The organism is Micropruina sp. (assembly GCF_047606365.1).
In the GTDB taxonomy this organism is placed as follows: Bacteria; Actinomycetota; Actinomycetes; order Propionibacteriales; family Propionibacteriaceae; genus Micropruina.
The window spans coordinates 40109-64295 of record NZ_JASGEN010000113.1; the positions used below are offsets into that span (position 1 = coordinate 40109).

Annotated in this window: 24 protein-coding genes; 14 read left to right on the forward strand and 10 right to left on the reverse strand. The window is 68.2% G+C overall.

Annotated features, from left to right (window positions below; genetic code table 11):
• Nucleotides 1–61: 61 nt before the first annotated feature.
• A complete protein-coding gene (locus QM624_RS13630) occupies nt 62–664 on the forward strand; it encodes a maleylpyruvate isomerase N-terminal domain-containing protein (protein ID WP_415092707.1) in 603 nt (200 codons plus the stop codon).
• Nucleotides 665–838: 174 nt separating this feature from the next.
• Nucleotides 839–1804, forward strand: a complete 966-nt coding sequence (locus tag QM624_RS13635) for an endonuclease/exonuclease/phosphatase family protein (protein WP_415092709.1) — start codon at nt 839–841, stop codon at nt 1802–1804.
• Nucleotides 1805–1879: 75 nt separating this feature from the next.
• On the opposite strand, the gene QM624_RS13640 is transcribed toward QM624_RS13635, so the two are convergent.
• On the reverse strand, nt 1880–3067 hold the full coding sequence (locus QM624_RS13640; protein WP_415092711.1) for an acetate/propionate family kinase: 1188 nt from the start codon (nt 3065–3067) through the stop codon (nt 1880–1882).
• A gap of 32 nt (nt 3068–3099) precedes the next feature.
• Nucleotides 3100–5166 (reverse strand): phosphate acetyltransferase, encoded by a 2067-nt coding sequence (pta, locus tag QM624_RS13645; RefSeq protein ID WP_415092713.1) that lies wholly within the window; start codon nt 5164–5166, stop codon nt 3100–3102.
• 93 nt (nt 5167–5259) lie between these two features.
• Between pta and QM624_RS13650 the strand changes: the two genes are divergently transcribed.
• On the forward strand, nt 5260–6246 hold the full coding sequence (locus QM624_RS13650; RefSeq protein ID WP_415092715.1) for a DNA polymerase domain-containing protein: 987 nt from the start codon (nt 5260–5262) through the stop codon (nt 6244–6246).
• Between the two features lie 124 nt (nt 6247–6370).
• Here QM624_RS13650 and QM624_RS13655 read toward each other — a convergent pair whose 3' ends face one another.
• Entirely contained in the window at nt 6371–7168 is a 798-nt protein-coding gene (locus QM624_RS13655; RefSeq protein WP_415092717.1) for a deoxyribonuclease IV, read from the reverse strand.
• 91 nt (nt 7169–7259) lie between these two features.
• On the opposite strand from QM624_RS13655, the gene QM624_RS13660 reads away from it, so the two are divergent.
• The 6 genes from QM624_RS13660 to QM624_RS13685 all read left to right on the forward strand — a co-directional run bounded on the left by QM624_RS13660 (nt 7260) and on the right by QM624_RS13685 (nt 11277).
• Entirely contained in the window at nt 7260–8048 is a 789-nt protein-coding gene (locus tag QM624_RS13660) for a D-alanyl-D-alanine carboxypeptidase family protein (RefSeq protein WP_415092719.1), read from the forward strand.
• A 165-nt stretch (nt 8049–8213) separates the two neighbouring features.
• On the forward strand, nt 8214–8504 hold the full coding sequence (gene rpsF / locus QM624_RS13665) for a 30S ribosomal protein S6 (protein WP_298130462.1): 291 nt from the start codon (nt 8214–8216) through the stop codon (nt 8502–8504).
• A 67-nt stretch (nt 8505–8571) separates the two neighbouring features.
• Complete coding sequence (locus tag QM624_RS13670) at nt 8572–9105, forward strand: single-stranded DNA-binding protein (RefSeq protein ID WP_415092721.1); 534 nt, start codon at nt 8572–8574, stop codon at nt 9103–9105.
• Nucleotides 9106–9215: 110 nt separating this feature from the next.
• Nucleotides 9216–9455, forward strand: coding sequence for a 30S ribosomal protein S18 (gene rpsR, locus QM624_RS13675; protein ID WP_298130467.1), 240 nt, complete (start codon nt 9216–9218; stop codon nt 9453–9455).
• 17 nt (nt 9456–9472) lie between these two features.
• Nucleotides 9473–9922, forward strand: a complete 450-nt coding sequence (gene rplI / locus QM624_RS13680; protein ID WP_415092723.1) for a 50S ribosomal protein L9 — start codon at nt 9473–9475, stop codon at nt 9920–9922.
• 164 nt (nt 9923–10086) lie between these two features.
• Entirely contained in the window at nt 10087–11277 is a 1191-nt protein-coding gene (locus tag QM624_RS13685) for an MFS transporter (RefSeq protein ID WP_415092725.1), read from the forward strand.
• Nucleotides 11278–11290: 13 nt separating this feature from the next.
• Here QM624_RS13685 and QM624_RS13690 read toward each other — a convergent pair whose 3' ends face one another.
• Entirely contained in the window at nt 11291–11635 is a 345-nt protein-coding gene (locus QM624_RS13690; protein ID WP_415092727.1) for a hypothetical protein, read from the reverse strand.
• Nucleotide 11636: 1 nt separating this feature from the next.
• Between QM624_RS13690 and QM624_RS13695 the strand changes: the two genes are divergently transcribed.
• Nucleotides 11637–12149 (forward strand): DUF3152 domain-containing protein, encoded by a 513-nt coding sequence (locus QM624_RS13695; RefSeq protein WP_415092729.1) that lies wholly within the window; start codon nt 11637–11639, stop codon nt 12147–12149.
• A gap of 94 nt (nt 12150–12243) precedes the next feature.
• Here QM624_RS13695 and QM624_RS13700 read toward each other — a convergent pair whose 3' ends face one another.
• From QM624_RS13700 to QM624_RS13710, 3 genes are read right to left on the reverse strand one after another with little or no spacing between them, the layout of a single operon-like run.
• Complete coding sequence (locus QM624_RS13700; RefSeq protein WP_298130479.1) at nt 12244–12657, reverse strand: cupin domain-containing protein; 414 nt, start codon at nt 12655–12657, stop codon at nt 12244–12246.
• A complete protein-coding gene (locus QM624_RS13705) occupies nt 12654–13565 on the reverse strand; it encodes an HAD family hydrolase (RefSeq protein WP_415092731.1) in 912 nt (303 codons plus the stop codon). Before QM624_RS13705 ends, QM624_RS13700 begins: the two co-directional genes overlap by 4 nt.
• A complete protein-coding gene (locus tag QM624_RS13710) occupies nt 13562–14512 on the reverse strand; it encodes a patatin-like phospholipase family protein (RefSeq protein ID WP_415092733.1) in 951 nt (316 codons plus the stop codon). Before QM624_RS13710 ends, QM624_RS13705 begins: the two co-directional genes overlap by 4 nt.
• A 254-nt stretch (nt 14513–14766) precedes the next feature.
• Between QM624_RS13710 and QM624_RS13715 the strand changes: the two genes are divergently transcribed.
• Both QM624_RS13715 and QM624_RS13720 read left to right on the forward strand, forming a co-directional pair.
• Nucleotides 14767–17025, forward strand: coding sequence for a 3-hydroxyacyl-CoA dehydrogenase NAD-binding domain-containing protein (locus QM624_RS13715; protein ID WP_415092735.1), 2259 nt, complete (start codon nt 14767–14769; stop codon nt 17023–17025).
• A 359-nt stretch (nt 17026–17384) separates the two neighbouring features.
• Nucleotides 17385–17738 carry a VOC family protein gene (locus QM624_RS13720; protein ID WP_415092737.1) on the forward strand — a complete coding sequence of 118 codons (354 nt, stop codon included), beginning with the start codon at nt 17385–17387 and terminating at the stop codon, nt 17736–17738.
• 79 nt (nt 17739–17817) lie between these two features.
• Here QM624_RS13720 and QM624_RS13725 read toward each other — a convergent pair whose 3' ends face one another.
• From QM624_RS13725 to QM624_RS13735, 3 genes are all read right to left on the reverse strand, one after another.
• Nucleotides 17818–18108, reverse strand: a complete 291-nt coding sequence (locus tag QM624_RS13725; protein WP_415092739.1) for a hypothetical protein — start codon at nt 18106–18108, stop codon at nt 17818–17820.
• Nucleotides 18109–18215: 107 nt separating this feature from the next.
• The gene (locus tag QM624_RS13730; RefSeq protein WP_415092741.1) at nt 18216–19475 is read right to left on the reverse strand and encodes an MFS transporter; all 1260 of its coding nucleotides are present in this window, start codon (nt 19473–19475) and stop codon (nt 18216–18218) included.
• Nucleotides 19476–19561: 86 nt separating this feature from the next.
• A complete protein-coding gene (locus QM624_RS13735; RefSeq protein WP_415092743.1) occupies nt 19562–20737 on the reverse strand; it encodes an alpha/beta fold hydrolase in 1176 nt (391 codons plus the stop codon).
• Nucleotides 20738–20940: 203 nt separating this feature from the next.
• On the opposite strand from QM624_RS13735, the gene secA2 reads away from it, so the two are divergent.
• Together secA2 and QM624_RS13745 are read left to right on the forward strand one after the other, a co-directional pair.
• Nucleotides 20941–23256 (forward strand): accessory Sec system translocase SecA2, encoded by a 2316-nt coding sequence (secA2, locus tag QM624_RS13740; RefSeq protein WP_415092745.1) that lies wholly within the window; start codon nt 20941–20943, stop codon nt 23254–23256.
• Between the two features lie 4 nt (nt 23257–23260).
• Nucleotides 23261–24007: an SDR family oxidoreductase gene (locus QM624_RS13745; RefSeq protein ID WP_415092747.1), complete on the forward strand. Its 747-nt coding sequence runs from the start codon at nt 23261–23263 to the stop codon at nt 24005–24007.
• Nucleotides 24008–24187: the final 180 nt, after the last annotated feature.

The following is a 24187-nucleotide window of genomic DNA, read 5'->3' on the forward strand; positions in this document are numbered from 1 at the left end:
ATCGAAGCTAAGTTGCCTTGCGGCCCTGTGCCTGGCGATAGCCGGGCCGGTACTGTCAGACATGGACACCGCGAAGACGATGCTCGATGCAGCCGAGGCCTTCGTCGCCCTGGTCAGCGAGATACCGCATGACGCCTGGGATCGCCCGGCGCTGGGCGTGTGGGACGTCCGTTCTCTGGTCGGCCACACCGCAAGGGCGGTGACCACCGCTCACGACTACCTGGCCAAGCCTGCCGCGACCCTGGAACTGAGATCGGCGGCGGAGTACCTGGCGGCCGGCTACCTGGTCGACCGATCCATCCACGAGGCGGTGGCCGACCGAGGTGTTGCGGCCGGGCACGATCTGGGCGACGAGCCGGCGGAGGTGGTCGAGATGATGATCGGACGCCTGCGCGCCGCCATCGCGGCGACCAAGGGCGACCCGGTGATCTACACCCTGCTCGGCGGGATGCGCTTCTCCGACTACCTGGAGACCCGCACCGTCGAACTGGTGGTGCACACCTCGGATCTCGCCCTCGCGGTGCGGCGCGAGCCGCGCCTGCCGCCCGCCGCGATCGCCCGGGTGCTGCACATCATCTGTGACGCGGCGGTATTGAACGGACGCGGCCTGGACGCCGTACGGCAGCTGAGTGCTCGGGACGGCTCGGCGTTCGAGTTGCTGTAGTCCTACGGTTTGAACCTGTCCGCGCCGGATGGGCCAGGGGTCTCGACAACTTCCAGCGATGGAGCCGGCCTGCTTCGATCCGGCACGCTTGTCCCCGTGACTTCGACGCGCCCGGCCGTTGCCGACCCGACGCCCGTGCCTGCTCGGCACCGACCCCGAGGTCAGGGCTGGCTGGTGATCCCAGGACTGCTCGCCGCCGTGCCGGCCGCCGTGGCGACCTGGCTGCGGGTGCTGCCGCCCTCCTCGGAGCGGCTGGCCAAGCTGGCGTCGTTCATTCCCTACGGCCTGGTCTTCTGGCTGCCGGCGCTGCTGCTGGTGGGCATCGCGGCGTTGCGCGCGCTGCGGCACCGGACGCCGGGCAGGCCTGTGGTGGTGCCGCTCGCACTGCTCTGCGCTGCCGGCCTGGCGGCGTCCGTGGCCTGGCAGGCGCCCGCGTTCGTCGCCGACCGGCGTCCGGCCGCCACCGAGCCGCTGACCGTCACCAGCCTGAACGTGGCCGTCTCGGCCGACCCGGCCGCGGCCGCGCGCGCGGTCACAGGTACCGACGTGGCGGTCTTCGTCGAGGCGCATGCCGACTGGGTCGCCTCACTGCCGCAGAGTTTCCGTGCCGCGTACCCGTACCGCGCCCCGACGGACGGCCCCGCCCGCGCGACCGACAGCGACACCGTCGTCTTCTCCAAGTACCCGATCGTGTCGTCCGAGGCGCTGCCGCAGAGCAACTTCCAGCAATGGTCGGCGGTGGTCCGCACGCCGCAACTGGGCTCGGTGCGGGTGGTCGCCGTCCACCCCTGCAACCCCTACTGCCGGCCCGGCCTGTGGGTGCAGGACGCCGCCCAGCTGCGCGCCTGGCTGGCCGACCATCGCGACACGATGCCGATGATCGTCGCGGGTGACTTCAACGCCGTGGACGACCACCTCACCATGCAGGACCTCTACGCCGACGGCTTCCGCAGCGCGGCCGACCTGGCCGGTGCCGGCTTCGTCCGCACCTGGCCGGCCGACCGATCCTTCCCCGCGCTGATCGGCATCGACCACGTGCTGGTGACGCCCAACCTGACCGCGTCCGGCTTCAGCACCTTCCGGGTTCGGGGCACCGATCACCTCGGGGTTCGGGCAGTGCTGGCCGGAGTCGAGGCCTGAGCGGTCGCTGGTCGAGCTTGTCGAGACCCCGGTGGTACGAGCGTGGGGGTTTAGACAAGCTCAACCGACGGTGCCTCAGGCGCCGACGGCCGCCTTGGTCTCGCGCGCCATCGCCAGCTCCTCGTTGGTCGGCACCACCAGCACCGTCACCTTCGAATCGGGCGTCGAGACCACCCGCGGCTCCTTGGAACGGACGGCGTTCGCCTCGTCGTCCAGGCTGAAGCCGAAGCCGGCCAGCCGGTCGATGATCGCCTTGCGCAGCCCCGGGTTGTTCTCGCCGACACCCGCGGTGAAGGTGATCGCGTCGAGGCTGCCCAGCACGGCCAGGTAGGCGCCGATGTAGTGCAGCAACCGGTGCACGTAGACGTCGAGCGCCAGTTTGGCGTCGGCGTTGCCCTCGGCGATCAGATCGTTGATGTCGCGGAAGTCGGTCACCCCGCAGAGCCCGAGCATGCCGGACTTCTTGTTCAGCAGGGTGTCGATGTCGTCGATGCTCATCCCGACCTGGCGGGACAGGTAGGCGTGCAGGCCCGGGTCGACGTCGCCGCTGCGGGTGCCCATCACCAGGCCCTCCAGCGGGGTGAGCCCCATCGAGGTGTCCACCGCGACACCGCCGCGGATCGCCGAGATCGAGGCACCGTTGCCGAGGTGGCAGACGATCTGGTTCAGCTCCTCATACGGCCGGTCGAGCACCTCGGCCACCTTCTTCGACACGTAGCTGTGCGAGGTGCCGTGGAAGCCGTAGCGGCGGATGCCGTGCTTCTCGGCGACGTCCTTGGCCAGTGCGTAGGTGTAGGACTCGATCGGCAGGCTGGAGAAGAACGCAGTGTCGAAGATGGCCACGTGCGGCACGTCGGGCAGCGCGGCGCGGGCCGCCTCGATGCCGGCGATGGCCGGCGGGTTGTGCAGCGGGGCCAGCGGCGACAGCTCGCGCAGGGTGTCCAGCATCTCGTCGGTGACCAGGGTGGTCTCCCGGAAGGCGGCACCGCCGTGCACCGTCCGGTGACCCACCGCCACCACGTCGGCGAGTTTGGGCCCGTTCTCCTCGAACAGCTGCACCATCACCTTGAGTGCGCGGCCGTGGTTGGGGAAGCCGCGCTCCTGATGGAAGGTCTGGCCGCCTACGGTGTGGTCGATGGTGCCGGACTCGTCCCCGATCCGTTGGACCAGGCCGGTGGCCAGGACGCTCTCGTCGTCGGCGTCGATCACCTGGTACTTGATCGAGGACGAACCCGCGTTCAACAGCAGAATGGGCGTGCTCATGGAAGCTCCTAGGGGTTTCGGCGGTCGTGTCGTCAGTTGGCGTCGGCTTGGGCCTGGATGGCCGTGATCACCACGGTGTTCACGATGTCCTCGACCAGGGCGCCGCGGGAAAGGTCGTTCACGGCCTTCTTCAGGCCCTGCAGGATCGGGCCGATCGCGACCGCACCCGACGACCGCTGCACCGCCTTGTAGGTGTTGTTGCCGGTGTTCAGGTCGGGGAAGATGAACACCGTCGCCTTGCCGGCCACCGGCGAGTCGGGCAGCTTGGTCTTCGCCACGTCCGGGTCGACGGCGGCGTCGAACTGGATCGGCCCCTCCAAGGCAAGATCCGGACGCCGCTCGCGGACGATCTCGGTGGCCTGCCGCACCTTGTCGACGTCGGCGCCGAAGCCGGAGCTGCCGGTGGAGTAGGAGAGCATCGCGACGCGTGGCTCGATACCGAAGGCCACCGCCGTCTCGGCCGAGCTGATCGCGATGTCCGCCAGTTGCTCGGCGGTCGGGTCGGGGTTCACCGCGCAGTCGGCGTAGACGTGCACCCGGTCGGTCATGCACATCAGGAACGAACCCGAGACCACCTTGACGCCCGGCTTGGTCTTGATGAACTCCAGCGACGGCCGGATCGTGTTGGCTGTGGTGTTGATGGCGCCTGACACCATGCCGTCGGCCATGCCCAGATGCACCATCATCGTGCCGAAGTAGGAGAGGTCCTTCATCTTCTCGCGGGCCTGCTCGATGGTGACGCCCTTGTGGGCGCGCACCGTGGCGTACTCGGCCGCGAACCGCTCGACCAGCTCGGGGTCGGTGGGGTTGACGATTTCGACGCCGTCCAGCACCCAGCCCATCGCCGAGGCGCGGGTCTTGATCTCGACCGGGTCACCCAGCAGCACCAGGTCGGCGACGCCGCGCTGCAGCAGGATCGACGCCGATTCGAGGATGCGGTCGTCGGACGACTCGGGCATCACGATCTTGCGGCGGTCGCGGCGGGCCAGCTCGTTGAGCTGGTAGCCGAACATCAGTGGGGTGACCACGTGCGACGGCGGCACCTCGAGCGCCTTGATCAGCTCGGCGGAATCGACCTGCTCGGCGAAGATCCGGCGGGCCGTCTCAGCCTTGCGGGGCGAGGAGGTGAAATGCCCGCGGGTCTGGAACACGTCACGGGCGGTGGTGTAGGTGCCCTGGTCGGTCATGCCGATCGGCAGGTCGAGATGCATGCCGTCGAACAGCTTCACCACGTTCTCGGGGATCGGGTAGCCGCCGGTCAGGATGATGCCGGTGAGCTGCGGGAACGACCCGGAATGGTGGGCCAGGATCAGGCCGGGCAGCAGGTCGCCGGACCGGTCGCCGGGCATCAGCACGGTGGCCTCGGTGACCAGCCGGGAGAGCACGTTCGGCAGCGTCATCGCCGCGACGATGGCGTCCTGCGATTCGCGGTCGAGCAGATCGGGATTGCCCAGCACCTGGGTCGCGCCGACCGCCTCGAACTGGGCCCGCAGGGTGGGGGCGACCAGCAGCGGCTCGGCCGGCAGGGCCGCGACGACCAGGTGGGTGAGTTCGCGCAACGCGGCCGAGGTCTCGGTCAGGATGGCCCGGTCGACCTGGTTGGCGATCACGCCGATGGTCTGGACGTGGTGGGCGGTGAACTCGTTGAGGGCCGCGTCGGCGGCGTCGCGAATCTCGCGGACGCCGCGTCCGAAACCGCTGACCACCAGCAGAAGTGCGGCGTTCAGGTTGGCCGCGACATCGGCGTTGAAGGCCAGCTCGGTCGGGCTGGTGACATCGGCGTAGTCGGAGCCGAGCACCACCATGGCGTCGAAGCGGGGGCTGATCCGGCCGAACTTCTCGACGATCCGCTCCAGGGCACCCTCGGGATCGACGCGCATCTCGTCGTAGGTGATGCCAATGGCGTCGTCGTAGTCGAGTTGCACGCCGGGCTGGTCGAGCAGCATCTGAAGAATGTCGTCGTGCTGATCGGAGCGCACCAGCGGACGGAACACGCCGACCGACTCGACCTCGCGCAGCAGCGTGTCGAGGAGTCCTAGGGCGATGACGGATTTGCCGGTCTGGCCTTCGGGGGCCGCGACGTAAATGCTTCGGGTCACGGTCGACAGGCTAATGCCGCCATGACGTGCCTGTCTGCGGCTCGTTCGACCATTGGGCGCGCTTCTTGGGGTGACTGGTGGCAGGCTGGGTCAATGGCACGCACGCGGCGGGTCGAGGTACGCGACGGGGTCGAGCTGACCAACCTGGATCAGCCGCTGTTCGGCGGTGCCGAGGCGTCCAAGCGTGATCTGATCGACTACCTGGACGCCGTCCGCGGCCCGATCCTGCGCGAGCTCGCCGGGCGACCGCTGTCGGTGATCAGAGTGCGCCCCGGACAGCAGCCGTTCATGCAGAAGAACCTGCCCGACTACGCCCCTGACTACGTGCGCAGCACGATCGTGTGGTCGCAGGCCGGGCATCGCGAGGTCCGCTACCCGCTCTGTGACGATCGGCGCACCCTGTTGTGGCTGGCCAACCAGCGGGCGGTCGAATACCACCCGACGGTGATGCTGCCCGAGATCGGCGAGCGCACCGAGATTCTGGCCGGACGGGTCACCCACCTGGTGCTCGACCTCGATCCGCCGGAGGGCAGTGGCTTCGACGTGGTCATCCGGGCTGCGCTGCTGGTGCGGCAGGCACTCGCGGAGGCCGGGCTGGCGGGGGCGGCGAAGACGTCCGGATCAAAGGGTGTGCACGTGATCGTGCCGGTGCGCGGCATCGACCTGCCCGATGCGGCCGCCGCGACCCGGGCCCTCGCTGCCCGCACCGAACGGCTGGCGTCCGAGGCGGTGACGACGGCGTTCCTGAAGGCGGATCGCGGCGGCAAGGTGTTCGTCGACGCCACTCGCTCCGGTGGCGCCTCGCTGGCGTGTGCCTACAGCCCACGGGTGCGCCCCGGGACGCCGGTGTCCTTTCCGGTGCCCTGGGACGATCTGCCGGAGGTGCGGCCCGCTGACTTCACGGTTCGCAGCGCTCCTGCGCTGGTTGGTGATGATGATCTGTGGGCGGCGTTGCTGCCGTCGCCGCAGCCCGTGCCCGACGAACTGATCGCCGAAGGGCACACCATCCCGATCGCCCGGGTGGCGGCGATGCATGAAGGAAAGCGCCGCAAGCGCGCCGCTCAGCGGGACGCCGACTGAAGGTCGGCTGGAGGCGTTGATCAACGCGCCCACCGCTGGTTGAGCTTGTCGAAACCGTGCGAGCGGTGCCGTCCGAGGTCTCGACAAGCTCGACCAACGAGCATCCATATTGATCCGGGTGGGGTCAGAGCCCTTCGGCCAGCCAAGCCAAATCGGCGCGGTGCTCGGCGGCGTCACCGGGGGTCTCGACGACCACCGGTGCGCCGGCGGAGCGGATCACGTCGCGGGCACCCTCGGGGTCGCACTGCCCGGCACCCCAGTTGGCGTGCCGGTCGGCGCCGGAGTCGAACGCGTCGCGGGAGTCGTTGGCATGGATCAGGTCGATCCGCCCGGTGATGGCACGGACGCGGTCGACCAGGCCGAGTAGTTCGTTGCCCCCGGCGTGGGCGTGGCAGGTGTCGAGGCAGAAGCCGACCTTGTCGGCGTTGGCCGAGGCGCCGATGGCCGCCCAGAGCCGGTCGATGTTCTCCAGATGCCGGGCCATCGCCTTGGTGCCGCCGGCGGTGTTCTCGATCAGCAGCGGGACGGCGATGTCGAGCCCGTCGACCGCCTTGAACCAGTTGGTGAAGCCGGCCTCGAGGTCGTCCTTGGCGGTCAGGTGGCCACCGTGCACGATCACTCCCGCCGCGCCGATCTCGGCGGCCGCGGTGAGTTGCTTCTGCAGGTGCTGGCGCGACGGAATCCGGATCCGGTTGTTCATGCTGGCCACGTTGAGCACATACGGCGCGTGCACGTAGAGCGCGATACCGGCGGCCTCGGCGTCCGCCTTCAAGGCGGCGGCCCCGCCGGTATAGGCGACCTGCGGGCCCTTCCAGCCCTGCGGGTCGCCGAGGAAGAACTGGCTGAGCTGTGCCCCGCGTGCCCTCGCCTCGGCGATCGGGTCGGTGGAGTCGACGTGTGCACCCATCGCGATCATGGTCACGAGCCTAACGGCGGCCTCTGACAATGTCGGACGGCTTCGGGCGCCGCCGACGTCCGGCACGATGGGGTTGCTCGGAGCGGAAGGGACGTCGATGCGTCGACCGGTAGGGGACTGGCTGGTGCCGGTGGCGGCCGTGGCCGTCCTCGGTGTCGCCGGCTGCGCCCAAGCACCCGTCGCCGGCCCGGACGTACCCCCGCCGACCACCCGGGTCGCCACGTCCGTGGACTCGTCGGCAGCCATCCGGACCGCGTCGCCGAGCCCGAGTGCGTCCGGAACGCCTGCAGCGACGCCGCCGACCACCCCGTCCGTGCCGCCCAAGGACACCCGGCGTGGCAAGGGACTGAACCGGCCGTTCGTGGTCGACGGGGTGATCGTGGTGTCGGCCGAACACCGGCTCGGGGCCGGCTACCGCCCGAAGGTGACCGGTCCGGCCCGGCTGACCCCGACGGCCGCGAAAGCCTATGCGGCGCTCACCAAGGCGCTCCGGAAGGCCGGTGGAGCGCTGCACGTGGTCTCCAGCTACCGCTCGCACGCCCAGCAGCAGGCGTTGTACAACAGTTCACTGCGGCGCTACGGGCGCGCCTACACCGTCAAGTACGTGGCGCTGCCCGGCACCAGTGAGCATCAGACCGGCCTCGCGGTCGACCTGCGCAGTCCCTCCGGACGCGGCACCACCTTCGACAAGACCAAGGAGTGGCGCTGGCTGCGGAGCCACGCCCAGGACTACGGCTTCGTGCTGCGCTACCCGAAGGGCGCGACGAAGATCACCGGCATCGGCTACGAGCCGTGGCACTGGCGCTACGTCGGCGTCTCGCAGGCACGGGCGATCCGGGCGCTCGGAGCGAACGTCACCCTCGAGCAGTACCTCGGTCTGGACTGATCGGCGGGACGGTTCCCGCGGTCACCCGAGCGTCGCGCGATTCGCCGCCGGCGGCGTCCGGCCGCTAAGGTTGACCCTTGGTGCCTTCCGGCACCGTTTGCACACGCCCTCCTGCCATGGGAAATGCTCATGGCCGCTCGAGACCAGAGGAGGTGGAGTTCGCGTATGCGTCAATACGAAGTCATGGTGATCATCGATCCCGATGTGGACGACCGTCAGGTGAACGGCCTGTTGGAGAAGCCGCTCGCAGGCCTGACCAAGGCCGGTGGCACCGTCGACAACCTGGACATCTGGGGCCGTCGCCGGCTTGCCTACGACATTCGCAAGAAGTCCGAAGGCATCTACGCCGTCATCAATCTCACCGCTGAACCTGCCGACGTGAAGGAGCTGGACCGCCAGTTCACCCTGAACGAGCAGATCATGCGCACCAAGATCATCCGGCCCGATACCCGCTAGAGAAGTTTCTGTCAGCGGCAGCTGACAGGCTCTGAGTGACTCAGTACCTCGATCGAAAGACACACTCATGGCAGGCGAAACCCAAATCACCCTGGTCGGCAACCTGACCGCCGATCCCGAGCTGCGCTTCACGCCGTCCGGTGCGGCGGTGGCCAACTTCACCGTCGCTTCCACCCCGCGGACGTTCGACCGTCAGACCAGCGAGTGGCGCGACGGCGACGCGATGTTCCTCAACTGCTCCGTGTGGCGGCAGGCGGCCGAGAACGTCGCCGAGTCGCTGACCAAGGGCATGCGGGTGGTCGTCCAGGGCCGGCTGAAGTCGCGCTCGTACGAAACCCGTGAGGGTGAGCGGCGCACCGTGTTCGAGGTCGAGGTCGAAGAGATCGGCCCGTCGCTGCGGTACGCCTCGGCCAAGGTCACTCGGACGACCGGTGGCGGTGGCGGCAACTACTCCGGTGGTGGCGGCTACTCCGGCGGCGGGAATTCCGGTGGCGGCAACGCCGGCGGTTCCGATTCGTGGTCGTCCGGCGGTGGCAACAACAACCGTTCGGCCGGCAACGACCCCTGGGCGCAGGCCCAGAGCGACGAGCCCCCGTTCTGATCGGCCTGCCGTTCGGTGCACGTCCGAGCGGTACCGCCTGATCGGCGGCTCGTCCCCATTCATCTACGTCATTCCGGCCTCGGCCGGGCTCACTGAAAGGGAGCACCATAATGGCCCAGTCACAGCGCAAGCCTGTGAACAAGAAGAAGATCGCGCCGGCCAAGTCCGTGCGCATCGGCCACATCGACTACAAGGACACCGCGACCCTGCGGAAGTTCATCTCCGAGCGGGGCAAGATCCGCGCCCGCCGGGTGACCGGCCTGTCCGTCCAGGAGCAGCGCAAGGTTGCGATCGCCGTCAAGAACGCGCGTGAGCTGGCCCTGCTGCCGTACGCCTCGACCGCCCGCTGAGAAGGAGGAACGCCAGCATGAAGCTCATTCTGACCGCTGCCGTCGACCACCTCGGCATCCCCGGCGAGATCGTCGAGGTCAAGGACGGCTACGGCCGTAACTACCTGCTGCCCCGCGGTTTCGCGATCAAGTGGACCAAGGGCGCCGAGAAGCAGATCGAGGGCATCAAGCGGGCCCGTGACGCCCGCGAGATCCGCAACGTCGAGCACGCCAAGGAGATCCGCGGCCAGCTCGAGGAGCTCGCCGTTTCGCTGCCGGCCAACGCCGGCGAGAACGGCAAGCTGTTCGGTGCTGTCACCCCGGCCGACATCGTGCTCGCGGTGAAGAAGGCCGGCGGCCCCGCCGTCGACAAGCGCTCGGTCGAGATCGCCAAGCCGATCAAGTCCGTCGGTACCCACACCGTCGGCCTGAAGCTGACCAGCGGCGTTGTCGCTCACATCAACGTGAGCGTCGTCGCCGCCGCCTGAGCCAGCCACAGCAGCGAGGCGGGGATTCCTCCCCGCCTCGCTGTTTGTTTGCCCACAGCTACCGCGCTCCCCGAACTATTCAGCGCTCGCTGAGTTCGGCGAGCGGTAGATAGTTCGGCGAGCGGTCGGTGAGCGCCGCACGTCCACCTGCCAGGAGGGAACCCATGCCGCAGCACCTGCCGTACCCGGTTCTGCTGCGCAGCCAGGGCGCGTCGTTCGTCGCCCTGGGTTTCCTCGGACGCCTGCCCACCGGCATCCTGCCGCTGTCGCTGCTGCTGTACACCCAACATGCCCTCGGTTCGTTCGCGCTGGCCGGGTTGGCTACCGCCGCGCTGAGTCTGGGCGGCGCGGCGGGTGCCGTCCTGGTCGGTCATCTCTCCGACCAGTACGGACACCGCGTCGTCGGCCTGGTCGCCACCGTCGTCCAGACCGCGGCGATCGCGGGATTCCTGACCTGGTGCCGTCCGGAGGTTCCGCTCACCGTCGCATGCGGATTGGCCGCCCTGATCGGCTTCGCCAACCCGCAGCTGGGTGCGATGGCCCGGGCCCGCTGGTCCCAGGTCGCCGCCGGACGACCCGACCGGGTGGCGTTCACCGCCTCGGCGATGGCCTGGGAGGGCGCGGTGGACGAGGTGTCCTTCGTGGTCGGACCGGTGCTGGCCACCACGTTGAGCGCGGTCGCGCCGCCTCTCCCGCTGCTCACCGCGCTGGCACTGGCCTGGGTGGGGCAGGTCGGTTTCGCGCTGCACCGCTCGGCGCTGCCCGCGCTCCGGCACGGACGGCTGCGGCACGCCGAATCGGCCGACCGGATCGACTGGAGGGTGCTGGTTCCGCTCGGCATCGCCGTCGGCGGTGTCGGCGTCCTGTTCGGTGGCACCCAGACCAGTGTCGCCGCGTACTTCACCGAGCGTGGTGAGGCGGCTGTCACAGGTCTCGTCTACGGCGCGCTGGCGGTGGGCAGCGCGGCCACCGGGCTGCTCAGCAATCGGATTCCGGCGCGGTTCCCGTTGGCCGCCAGGATCGTCGTCTTCGGTTTCGGTTGCGCGCTGACCTCACCGCTGCTGATCGTGGCGTGGGACGCCCCGAGCATGGCGCTCGCCTGCCTGCTGATCGGTGTGATGGTGGGCCCGACGCTGGTCACCGGGTACGCCTACGCGGAACGGATCTCGCCGCCCGAGCGGTTGTCGACCGTCATGACGATGCTCAGCACGGTCGGCGTGGTCGGCGTCGCGATCGGTGCCGCTCTGGCCGGACAGGTGGTCGAATCTCACTCGGCGCAGACGGCGGCCTGGATCGCGACGGTGGGCGGGCTGCTCGCCGGCCTCGCCGGTGTGGTCATTCCCCGCCGCCGCTGACGTTCCGACGCCGTCACCGAGCAATGATCGGACGGCGGAACTCGCGGCGCGGGTCGCGCATCAGGGCCTTCGCGACGATCGCATAGGGTGAACCGGTGGATCGACCGGAAGGCGGACGAGTGCGGCCGAACTGGGTGCGAATCGGACTGATTGCGGCCGTGGTGGCCGTTTTCGTGGGTGTCGTGGCCGGCGTCCAGGCGCTGTCGGCTCCCGTGGAGCGGGCGGGTGAACCGACCGTTCCGGTGCCCGCGCCCACCGGCACCCGGTTCACCAGTCCCTCAGCCAGTCCCAGCGGGACCGCCAGCACGACGACCTCGGCCAGCCCGACGGGAACCGCGTCCGGATCGCCGAGCAGCACGATGAAGTCCTCAGGCGACTTCGACTGGTCCACCGTGACCGCGGCCGCCACCGGTTCGCAGGGCAAGCTCTACCGCTACGCGGTGGCGGTCGAGACCAGCGCCAAGCTGAAGGCCGACTCCAGCGCCACCACCATCGCGGGCGTGCTCAACGACCCCCGCAGCTGGACCGGTTCCGGTGACGTCCGGTTCGCCCTGGTGGCCCAGTCGAAGGCGGACGTCAAGCTGTACCTGGCCAGTGCGGCGACAGCCGCCGAGCTGTGCGGTTCGGACGGCAGCGTCGCCACCAGTTGCACCAAGGGCGACGTGGTGGTGATCAACGCCGCAGGCTGGAAGTCCGGCGCTGCCGGCTACGCCGGTGACAAGGCGGGTTATCGCACCTACCTGATCAACCACGCCATCGGGCAGTTGCTCGGCAAGGGCAACGCGAGTTGCGCCGGCAAGGGCAAGAAGGCGCCGGTGATGATGCAACAGAGCGGCGACCTGCGCGGCTGCACGGCGAACCCCTGGCCCTAGTCGTTGGTCGAGCTTGTCGAGACCCTCGTGCAGGGCATCCCCTCGCCGGGGGGGCGACAAGCTCAACCAGCGGCGGACGTCTTGATCAGCGTTCTCAGTGCTCGTGCGGGTCGGCCTCGGCGTCGGCCTGAGTGGCGTGCACGGTGCCGGGAAGATGGTCGGGCGGGCCGTACAGCGCGTACACCTTCAGATCCTCATCGCCGATGTTGGTCACGTTGTGCCAGGTGCCGGCCGGGACCAGGATGACCCAATCGTCCTCGACCTCTTCGCGGAAGGGCAGGTCGTCCTCGGCCGGACCCATCTGCACCAGCCCGCGGCCCTGCTCGACGCGCAGGAACTGGTCGTTGTCGGGGTGCACCTCGAGCCCGATGTCGCCGCCGACCGGGATCGACATCACGGTGAGCTGCAGGTGCTCGCCGGTCCACAACGTGGTGCGGAAGTTCGGGTTCTCGATGGTGGCCGCCTCGATGTCGAGGACGTACGGCTTCTTGCCGTGATCGGTGCTCATAGCGTTACCTCCTGCGTGGGTCGGACCCCATCCTTGCCGATGCCGCCGACGGTTTCGACCGGCTCGGCACAATCGCCCTCGTGCAGGGCCAACACCTGTCGGATCACCTGGACCACGCCGTGGTCGGCGTTCGACTCGGCGAGGAACCGGGCCCGCTGCCGCACCGCCTCGTGGGCGTTGCGCACGGCATAGCTGTGCTCGGCCTCGTCGAGCATCTCCAGATCGTTGTAGGCATCGCCGAACGCCATCAGTTGATGCCGTTCCAGGCCCAGGTGGTCGGCCAGCACACGGAGCCCATGACCCTTGTGGACGCCGGGATTCATCACGTCCACCCAGAGCGGGCTGCCCGTGGTGACCGAGAACTCGTCGGCGTAGGCCGGGTAGAAGACCTCGTCGTAGTAGCGAATGCTCTCGCCCTGCGGAAGATAGACGCTGAATTTGTCGATCGCGGCGTCCAGTTCTTCGAAATCGTCGATGTAGACGATCCGGGGGTTGAACCTGCTCAGGTACTCCTCGTGTTCAGCATGGACGGCCAGCACGTAGGCCGCGTCGGGGCTGCAGGCCACCGGTACTCCGGGGGTCACGCGCAGGGTGAGCGCCGCCATCTCCCGATAGCTCTGCGGGCTCAGCCGGCTCTCGAACAGGATCGTGTCGCCGTAGCTGACCGAGCCGCCGTTGTTGCCGATGTAGGCGATGCCTTCGCGGGGCGGAAACATCTGCTGCAGCCGGTTGAGCGGACGCCCACTGGCCGCCACGAAGGTGATGCCGGCGGCGTGCAGCCGGCTCACGTAGCTGTCGATCCCGGGCGGTAGCTCGCCCTGCTCGTCGAGCAGGGTGTGGTCCATGTCCGAGGCGATCAGCCGGACGTCGTGCATCTGCGTTCTCCGATTGTTGACGGTGTTGGTCACAGGCCCATCCGATCGAACTCCTCGATGGCGACCCGTCGTCCCAATTCGATCATCTCTTCCGCCCGGTGGAAATCGAGCACGCTACACGCGTCCATCGGCACCCAGACCAGAACTTCGGGTGTGTTGAGCACGGTGCGGGCCATCTCGATGCGGCCCTGCATGATGTCGAGGGAGCGGCCGAGCAAGTCGGCCAGGTTGACGTCGGCGGGCCAGTCCTCGAACGCCTTCTCCGCCGGGGGCGTCGGCGTGCGCAGCTTGTTCAGATTCCGCACCGGCCAGGATTCGGCCACCGAATGCGCCAGCCGCGCCGTCCAGGACGGCTCTCCGGCGTCGACCGGGATGTCGGCGTCGGCGCTTGCCTCGTCGGCGGACTCCTTGCTGGGCAGTCCCAGGTGCAGGCCCGGGCTGCGGCCGAACAGCGAGACCCCGATGCTCACCTCACCGGGCATGTCCATCGCTGGCGCCATCGGCAGCGGGTTCAGCAGCCCGCCGTCGACCAGCAGCCGCTCGCCGATCCGCACCGGGGTGAACACCGCCGGAATCGCAATGGACGCCCGCATCGCCGCCACCAGCGGACCGTGCCGGAACCACACCTCGCGCTCGGAATCGATGTCGGTGGCGACCGCGGTGTAGGGGATCGGCAGATCTTCGATGCGGACGTCGCCGATGAACCGGTGCAGTTCGCGCATCACCCGTTGCAGCCGGATCAGGCCGGGCGCGCCGAGGCTCAGGTCGGTGAGCCGGACGATGTCGGTGCGGGTCAGCGCTCGGACCCAGTCGGTGAAGCCGTCCAGGCCGCCGGCGGCGAGCACCCCGCCGACCAGGGCACCCATCGAGGTGCCGGCCACCCCGACCACCTCGTGACCGCGGGCATGCAGTTCCTGGATGACCCCGACGTGGGCGAATCCGCGAGCCCCGCCGGCACCGAGCACGAGGTTGACCTTCATGCTCCGAGTCAACCATCTCCGCCGGGTCGGTATTCGCTCGTCCGCTTGTCCGACCCCTCAACTCCTCCTGGGGAAGCGCTGATCGTTCACGTCATCCCGGGCTCCGACCCGGGATCTCCGGCGGGCGAGATCCCCGGGGAGAGAGATCCCGGATCAAGTCCGGGATGACGATGGAGGGCCCGGGGCGGGGTCGGGTTGGGCGAACGTGGACAAGCGGCTCGGACTACGATCGGAGCAGGCACGAGGAGGTGTCCATGAGTGCGACGGACGTGCGGCAGGCGGTCGTGGTCGGCGCGGGAGCGATGGGTTCCGGGATCGCGGCGCAGCTGGCGAACGCGGGCGTGAAGGTGCGCTTGCTCGATGTGGTCCCCGAGGGTGAGGTCGAGGATCGGTCGAAGCTGGCCAGGGACGCGATTGCCCGTCAGGTGAAGGCTGGAGGCTTCATGTTGCCGGTCTTCGCCGAGCGGGTGACGCCGGGGAACGTGGTCGATGACGTGACCGCCTACGCCGAAGCCGACTGGGTGATCGAGGCGGTCTTCGAGGACCTCGGGGTCAAGCGTGACCTGTACACGACCATCGAGGGGCACCGCGGCCCGGACACCATGGTCACCTCGAACACCTCCACGATCCCGCTGGCCAGTCTGGTCGAAGGCCGCGACGCCGGGTTCGTCGCCCACTTCGCGATCACCCACTTCTTCAACCCGCCCCGGCACATGCCTCTGTTGGAGGTTGTCGCCGGGCCATCGACGAACGCGGAGGTGGTCGAACGACTGGTCGCGGCCGGCGATTATCAACTCGGCAAGACGGTGCTGCGCTGCCGCGATACCCCGGGCTTCCTGGCCAACCGGATCGGCAACTTCTGGATGGCCGTCGCCTCGGCCGAGGCGCTCACCGGCGACGTCGACATCGAAACCGCCGATGCCGTGATGACAAGGGCATTCGGGACGCCGCGCACCGGTGTCTTCGGGCTGTTCGACCTGGTCGGGATCAACCTGGTGCCGTCGATCTGGACGAGCTTCCTGCGGCTGCTGCCCGCCGACGACGGCTACCACCGCTACGACATCACCACCAACGCCACCTTCACCGGGCTGCTGGAACGCGGCCTGGTTGGACGCCGTGGCCCGGGCGGATTCACCCGCCGCCGCAAGACCGAGGACGGTCCGATCGACGAGGTGATCGACACCGACACCTTCGAGTACCGGCCGCGGCGGACGCCGTCCGACCCGGCGCTGCAGGCCCGCGGCCTCCGTGCGGTGTGCGAGACCGACTCGCCCGCCGGCCGGTACGCGTGGACGGTGCTGCGGGAATTCGTTGACTACTGCTGCCTCACCGCGCCGCAGATCGCCGACCACGTCGGCCTGATCGACGACGCGATGAAGCTCGGCTACGCTTGGCAGGCGGGTCCGTTCGAACTCGCCGACACGGTCGGCGTGGACTGGCTGGTCGAACGCTTCGAGGCCGAAGGACGCCCGGTGCCCACTTTGCTGCGGCAGGCGGCAGAGGCTGGCGGATTCCGTCCCCGTCCGGGTGCGGTGCTGGCCACCGACGGCTCGGTGGCCGAACTGCCGCCCTGTCCGCTGACCGTCGCGCAGGCGTCCGGGGTGTTGGCCGAGAACGAGTCGGCGGCGCTGGTCGACCTGGGCGACGGGGTGGCCTGCCTGACCCTGCGGACCAAGATGAACGTCTGCGAGCCCGGCGTCTTCGAGATCATCCAACGGGCACTCGAACTGGGGGAGGGCGGTGCCTTCGCCGCCCTGGTGATCGGCACCGACCATCCGCGCGCCTTCTCGGCGGGTGCCAACCTCAACGTCTTCGCGTCCCTGGTCGAGCGCAACGATCCGGACGAACTGCGCCACTTCACCGAGTTGGGGCAGGGTTCGTTCGCACGGCTGCGGGCGGCGTCCTTCCCGGTCGTGGCGGCGGCCCGCGGGCTGGCGTTGGGCGGCGGCTGCGAGTTGATGTTGGCCGCGCATCATGTGGTGGCCGGTGCCGAGCTGTATGCCGGCTTCCCGGAACGCAAGGTGGGCCTGATCCCGGCTTGGGGCGGTGTCACCCGTACGCTGATCCGCTCTTCACTGCGTGGTTTGCCGGACGCCGCGGCGCGCGCGTTCGCTCTGGCGTCTTCGTCGGTGATCAGCGGCTCGGCGTTCGAGGCGCAGGCCGAGGGGCTGCTGCTGCCGTCCGATGAGATCGTGATGAACGGCGCCCGGGTGCTCGAGCGGGCCAAGGCCTCCGCGCTGGAGTTGGTCGGACGGCCGCGGCGTCCGGAACCCGAACGGTTCGCACTACACAGCCCGCGCCTGGAACCCCTCGATGCCTCGTGGTCGGACGCCTCGCCCACCGATCAGCGGATCGTCGGCGCGCTGGCGGCCATGCTCACCGGCGACGAACCGGTGACCGAGGCGGAGTTGCTGCGCCGCGAGATCGAGGTCGCCCTGGAACTCGTGGTGCTGCCGGCCAACCAGGACCGGATGCGGCACATGCTGGCCACGAACAAACCGTTGGAGAACTGAAACCGATCGTCGGTCGAGCTTGTCGAAACCCAAGCCCAGCTGCGACCGGTGCCCACACACACCATGCTGCGTCGCCACCGTCGTCCTACGTCAGCGGGCGAGGTCGGCGTCGCCGCGAGCACGATCGACACCATGCTGCGGCCCCACCGTCGTCCCACGTGGTCATCCCGGTGAACGCCGGGATCTCCTCACCGCGTCACCCGCCGCCGACTACCCGAGTTATCCACAGGACGATCCACAGATCGGGGATAACTACATCGCTGTCATTCCGCGGCCTCCGAGCGATCTTCCGCCCACCCCGGGCCAACCCCGCTAGCCAAGGGGACAATGGGAGCAGCGTTGGATCAAGGAGGATGCTGATGCGTGTGACGAGGGTGATCGCCGACATCCCGGTGTCGGACATCGACGGGGCCAGAGCCTTCTACACCGACTACCTCGGTCTGAGCGAGGAGGAGTTCAATCTGGGGTGGGTGGCCCGCTTCACCTCACCGGAGACCGGGGCCAACGTCCAGATCCTGACCCGTGACGAAACGGCGCCGGAACTTCCGGTGGCGTCGATCATGGTGGACGACGTGGAGGCCGCATTCGCGGCCGCCGAACAGCGCGGATATCAGATCGTTCACCCGTTGAGCACCGAAGCCTGGGGCGTCACCCGCTTCTTCGTCCGTGCTCCTGACGGGAACGTGTTCAACGTGGTTCAAGAGCGGCAGTAGTCAGCAGACGCGCAAAGAACCCGTGACAGGTCTTTCCTGCCAAGGCTCATCGTGATCCCGTCAGCACGGACCAGCTACGTCACAGACCCCGCTCGTCGACCACGTCGGCGATAGCTGCCACTTCCCGCCGCAGGACGGCCAGAGCCTGATCGGTCTGTGCCTTCCAGGTGGCGAGGTGTTCCGGCGTTTCCCACCCGGTCTCGTAGTGGAAGTGCTGTTGCCAGCACTCGGTGACCAGCCGCAACCGCTCGGTCAGCTCTGCTGACAGCCCGTAGTCGGCCGGTTCCATCGTCGGCCCGCCCTCGGCCCCGTTCTCCCACAGTGGCCATTGCTGGCCGTACTCGAACATGAAGCGAATCGTCCTGGCCACCCGTCGATCCTCCCAGGTTGCGAATACGAATAGTGGAGTCGCTCTGAGTCGACGATCCCTGGGCCGAGCTTGTCGAGACCCTTCGAGGCCCGTAGCCCGGGTCGCGGTCAGCGATGAACGACGACGGTGGAAAGGTCACGCAGTCGCCAGAAGGGCCCGAGCGCGACAGGTAGCGCCGACGCGAGGCAGCCGATCACCCCGATCCATAGGGTGGGGACGGTTCCGATCGCGGACCCCACCCACCCGGCGAGAAGAGCCGCGACGGGCATGATGCCCCAGACGAAGAACCGAACGGACGCGTTCATCCGTCCGAGGAGGTCTGCGGGTGTGATGCGTTGCCGGAACGTCACCTGGGTGATGTTGTAGACGAGAGCATTGAAGTTCGCGATCATTCCCTGTGCCGCGAGGAGCCAGAAGGCCATATCGGACGGAAGAAGTACCGCCAGCGGGATGAGCACCGTGGCCAGCGCGGATCCGCATGCCGCAAGTGGAATCAGGCGAGCCTCTCCGAACCGTTTGGCGAGTTTCGGTGTCGAGGCCGCCCCGAGTAGTCCGCCCACGGCCATCACGGTGAGCAATAGCCCCATGCGGGCTGGCGAGAAGCCCAGGGTTCTGAGGACGAAGATCGGCATCAGGGTGAAGATCAGTGTCGTTGACAGGTTGGCGATCCCAGAGGTGGCGACTATTCGCCGCAGCATCGGCTCGCCGAGCGTCCAGCGCAAGCCTTCGGAAATCTCGCGGTGAAGGGGCGGGCGGTGATGCCGGGGCCTGAGCACCTCGTGATCTCGGGTGGTCAGTAACGCCGCCAGCGAGATCAGGTAGGTGGTGGCTGTCACGAGAATGGCGAGCGGCGCTGTGATGAGCCCGATCAGCCAGCCCGCAACTGCCGGGCCGCTCAATCCGGCGATCTGCTGAGTCGATTCCAGCTTTCCATTCGCTTCGGCGATCTGCTCTCCGGGGACCAAAGCCGGCACGATGCTCTGATACGAGACGTCGAAGAAGACAGTGGCCGTGCCCTGGATCAGGGCGATCAGATACAAATGCCACAGCTCCAGCAGACCGGTGACATGAAGCACCGGGATCATTCCTAGAGCTATCGCGCGAACACCGTCCGCGATGATCATCACTCGGCGCTTGCGCATTCGGTCGATCCACGCGCCGGCGGGGAGGCCGACGAGAAGGAACGCCGCCAGGCCTGACGCGTTGAGGTAGCCGACCTGGATTTCGTTCGCCTGCAGCATCAGCACGGCGAGTACCGGCAGCGCCAACTTGGTTATCTGTGCGCCGTACTGGCTGGCCGCCTGGCCGCTCCAGAACCTGAGGAAGTTTCGATCGAGCCAAAGGCCTGTGGTGGAAGCTGGGGCCATGTCCCAGTCTGGCCCAGGGCTGCGGTTGGCTCAAAAGGGACGCGCCACCACGATCGTGGTGACATCACTGTCACTGCGGATGCCCCTTAGGTTGCCTTGAGTACCTTCTTCAGCGCCACGGCGAACCGGGCGGCCTCCAGTGAGGGGCCGAGATGGTTACCGGGGACGTCGATGAGTGGGACGTCCAGGGCGTCCGCGAGCGCCTGGGCGGCGTGGCGAGCCAACTGGCCGTGGCTGAGTTCGCCGGCGCACACGCTGAGAGGCAGTCGCCGGATCGCGTCGAGCGTTGGCTCGTAGAAGACGCTGGGGCCGGCCATCTGGCCCAGGAAATAGCGATTCCGTTCGAGCTCCGCGTCCGACAATTCGGGCAGTGGCGTGTGGGTCGGTGGCTGTTCACCCTCCGGCGTGGTGTGCCCGGCGCCGGTGAGATCGAGGAACTCCTGAGCACCCGCCTGAGGATCGGTCAAGGCGTTCTGGAAGGCGGCAATCGCCCGCCGTTCCAGCGCCGGGTCGTGCAGCAACCGGATCAGCGGCGGCTCGTGCACCACCGCCTGGGCGATCAGCTCCGGGTGCCGGGCTGCGACCTCGAGGACGGTCACGGCACCTCCGCTGGCGCCGAAGAAGACGGCCGGCCCGCCGCCGATGTGCTCGACCAATGCGACCAGATCATCCGCCAGTGTCTGCGGGGTGGGCGCGGCCGCCCCGGGCTCTGGGACACTCGCGTCGATGCCGCGCGGGTCGTGCGTCACCACGGTGTACTCGTCGGCGAGGTGTTCGGCGAGCGCGGCGAAGCCGGATCGCCCGACCGGCGCACCGACCAGGTACAGCAGCGGGCCGCAGCCGCGAACCGCGTAGCCGAGGCGGCAATCCGGCCTGATAAGGAACTGTGGCTCGCCGTCGTCCGGGCTGTAGCCGGCGATCTTCCTGGTGATCACGTCCAGTGAGGCGTCCAGCCGGTCGCGCTGCTCAAGCACCGCACGCTGATGTCGTTGCAGCAGGGCGAGTTGTTCGGAGCCTCCCGCTCGGCTGGCTGCCAGGCCGGTGAACTCGGCGATCTGAGCCAGCGGCATGCCGGTCGCCCTGAGGTGCACGAGCATCTCGATCAGCTCGATGTCGTCCGCCGTGTAGACCCTTCGTCCTCCGCTGTCGCGGGCGGGTGCGGGCAGGATTCCCTCGCGTTCGTAGTAGCGCAAGGTGTCGGGATCGAGGCCGAAACGATCTGCCACCCACGAGATGCCCCAGGGTCCGGATTCGTTGCTCATGCCGTCCACCGTGCCTGTTGGACCAAGGTTCAAGTCAACCGGGTGGGAACGCTACTCCTCTGGCGGACGACCGCGCACGGCGCGCCAGATTACGTCCGATCCTCTTAGTCGATGAGGCAAGCGAGGCGTAATGCGCTTCACATCGGACGTAATTTGGCGAGGTCAGGACGGACTTCTCGGCCATGGTGTGCTGAAGTGGCAGCATGCCGTCGGCATGGGAACGCCTGAAAGCCAGGCTGCTAGACAGGCCGGGCAGCGTCGACTTGTCCGGGCTGGCAGCAGTGGTCGAACTGGCTGCCGGGTGCGCCGACACGCTTCGATCCGCCTCGGACGCCGACCTGCATCGTTCGCTGGCAGGGCTGCCCGCGGACTTCGGTCACGACGACCAGCGGTTGGCGACCTTCCTCGCCCTGACCCGGGAACTGGCGGACCGCCAGCTGGGCCTGCGCCCGTTCGATGTGCAACTGCAGGCCGCGGCGGCGATGCTGCGCGGCACATCGGTCGAGTTGGCGACCGGGGAGGGAAAGACCCTGGTGGGAGCGATCGTCGCTGCCGGACTGGTTCGTACCGGGCACCGGGTTCACGTGCTGTCGGCGAACGACTATCTCGCCACCCGCGACGCCGAGTGGATGGGCCCCTTGCTGGCGGCAGCGGGGGCAACCGTTGCGGCGGTGACCTCGACCACACCGGCCGAGCAGCGTCGGGAGGCCTACCGGGCGGATGTGGTGTACCTCCCAGTGACCGAGGCCGGATTCGACGTGTTGCGGGATCGACTCTGCCTGGACGTCGCCGACCGGGTCGGAATCTGTCCGGACGTCGCAGTGCTGGACGAAGCCGACGCTGTCCTATTGGACGAGGGCAGGGTGCCACTGGTCCTGGCCGGCGAGTCATCCGATACCGTCGGCGCCGACTGGGAGCTGGCCGAGTTCGTCGCCAGGCTGGACGAGCACCATGACTACCAGGTGGACAACGATCGTCGCACCGTGCACCTGACCGAAGCCGGGTTGCAGGCGGCCGAGCGGCGCTTCCCCGACGTCGACCTTTTCGGGGCTGACCACGATTTGCTGGCCCGGCTGCACACCGCGCTGCACGCCGAAGCACTGCTGACCCGAGACGTCGACTACGTGATCGAGGGCGGGCGGGTCCGTCTGGTCAGCCCCTCGCGAGGACGGGTCGAGGCGCTGCAGCGCTGGCCGGAGGGTCTGCAAGAGGCGGTCGAGGCGAAAGAACATCTGGAACCGAGTTCAGGCGTCGAGATTCTCGATCAACTGCTGGTGCGAGACCTGATCGGCCTCTACACATCGGTTGTCGGGATGAGTGCCACGCTGGTCAGCGCCGCGTCCGAGATCGCCGAACTCTACGACCTTGACGTGGGTGGCCTGCCGCCGCACCGACCTTGCATCCGGATCGATGAACCCGACCGGCTCTACGAGACCGCGGACGAGCGGGATGCTGTGGTGGTCAGCCTGGTCACCGAGGCCCACGGTGACCGCCAACCTGTCCTGGTCGCCACCCAATCCGTCGCTGAGTCTGAACGTTTCGCCGCACTGCTCACCGAACACGGACTCGAATCGGTCGTGCTGAACGCCAAGAACGATGCCCACGAGGCGGGCATCATTGCACTGGCCGGCACCCCGGGTCGGATCACCGTCTCCACCCAGATGGCCGGACGCGGTACCGACATCCGGCTCGCAGACGGAGTCGCCGAACGCGGCGGGCTGTTGATCCTTGGTCTCGGCCGGTTCCCCAGCAAACGTCTCGACGACCAGCTCCGTGGCCGCGCCGGGCGGCAAGGTGACCCTGGCCACACGATCTTTCTCACCAGCTTGGACGACGGGTTGATCACCGGCTATGCACCCGATCATCGTCCGCCTCGTGACGTGGGCGAGGACGGCAGGGTCTTCGATCGCAAACTTCTCTCCTGGCCTGATCATGCGCAGCGAGTGGCGGACGGTCAGCAGCACAGCCTGCGTGATCTCGCCCACCGCTACGGTCGGCTGCTTGCCCGGCATCGGGAACGACTGCTCGAGCTGCGCGAGAAGGTGCTGACCTCCCATGAGGGCAGCCGGTTGCTTGACGAGGTGGCGTCCGACCGGATGGAAGAGCTCCGAAGCCAGCTTGCGGGTGAGGAGTTGGGCGGCGCGGCGCGGCTGATCGTGCTGACCTGTGTCGATCGGCGCTGGTCCGATCACCTTGCCTACGCCGCGGCGGTCCGTGAGGGAATTCACCTGCGTGCACTGGCTCGCGAAGAACCACTCCACGCGTTCAACCGGCTGATTGCTGAGTCCTTCGCCTCACTCACCGATGCTGCCTTGGCCGATGCAGCGGAGATCCTCACGCACGCACCGGTGGTTGAGGGACATCTGGACCTCGCCGGCGCCGGTCTGCATCGGCCTGGGGCCACATGGACGTACATGGTCACCGACGACCATTTCGGCACCGAGTTCGAGCGGATCGGTAAGGCTGTGAAGAAGGAATTTCGAGCCGTCCGAGACACCTGGCGTGGAGTGACAGGCTGAATGCATGCGAATCGCAGTGGCAGGAAGCAGCGGACTGATCGGCTCTCAGGTGTGCAGGCTGGCCGAGGAGGCGGGGCACGAGGTGGTCCGCCTGAGTCGCACCGACGGAGTCGACCTGCTCGACCCGGACGCCGTCGCAAGGGCGCTGGTGGATGTGGAAGCCGTGGTGGACGTCAGCCGTCCGGGTCGGATGGACCTGGCGTCTGCAAGGGAGTTCTTCACCACAGTGGCCCGGAACCTGGGTGCCGCTGGCCGAGACGCCGGGGTGCGCCGGACGGTGGTGCTGTCGATCGTGGGTGTGGATCGCGGTCAGGACTACGACTGGTACGTCGCGACGCTGGCCCATGAGCAGGCGATCCGCGAGCATGCCCCGGGCGCACGGGTGCTGCGCACCACCCAGTTCCATGAGTTCCCCGGTCAGGTCCTGCAGCGGGCACTGGCCGGACGGGCGCCGTCCGGGACCGTGGAGATCATGGACGTGCCGACCCGGCCGGTGAATTCCGTCGAGGTGGCTCGGGCGCTGGTCGACCTGGCCACCGATCCCGACTCGGGGGACCGCCAGCTTGCCGGGCCGCGTACCGAGCGGCTGGTCGACCTCGTCCGTGACCTGGTCGCTCATGACGGCTTGGATCTGACCGTCGTTCCCGGTGCTGCTCCGGCGAGCATGGCCGGCGGGTCGATGCTGCCCGGTCCCGAGGTCCCCACCGCCGGGGTTGACTGGCACGTCTGGCTGGAGAGCCGGCGCGGCTGAGAACCCGATCCGTTGGTTGAGCTTGTCGAAACCTTGCTCACCGGGTCCATTGAGGGTCTCGACGTAGAGGATGTAAGTGCCCTCCCGGCAAAGGGGGCGTGTGACCCTGGTCTCGACTGGCGTGCCTGGTGAGGTCTGCCTTTGGTTTGATCCGTCCACGGCCTCTTGCTGGTGGGGTGA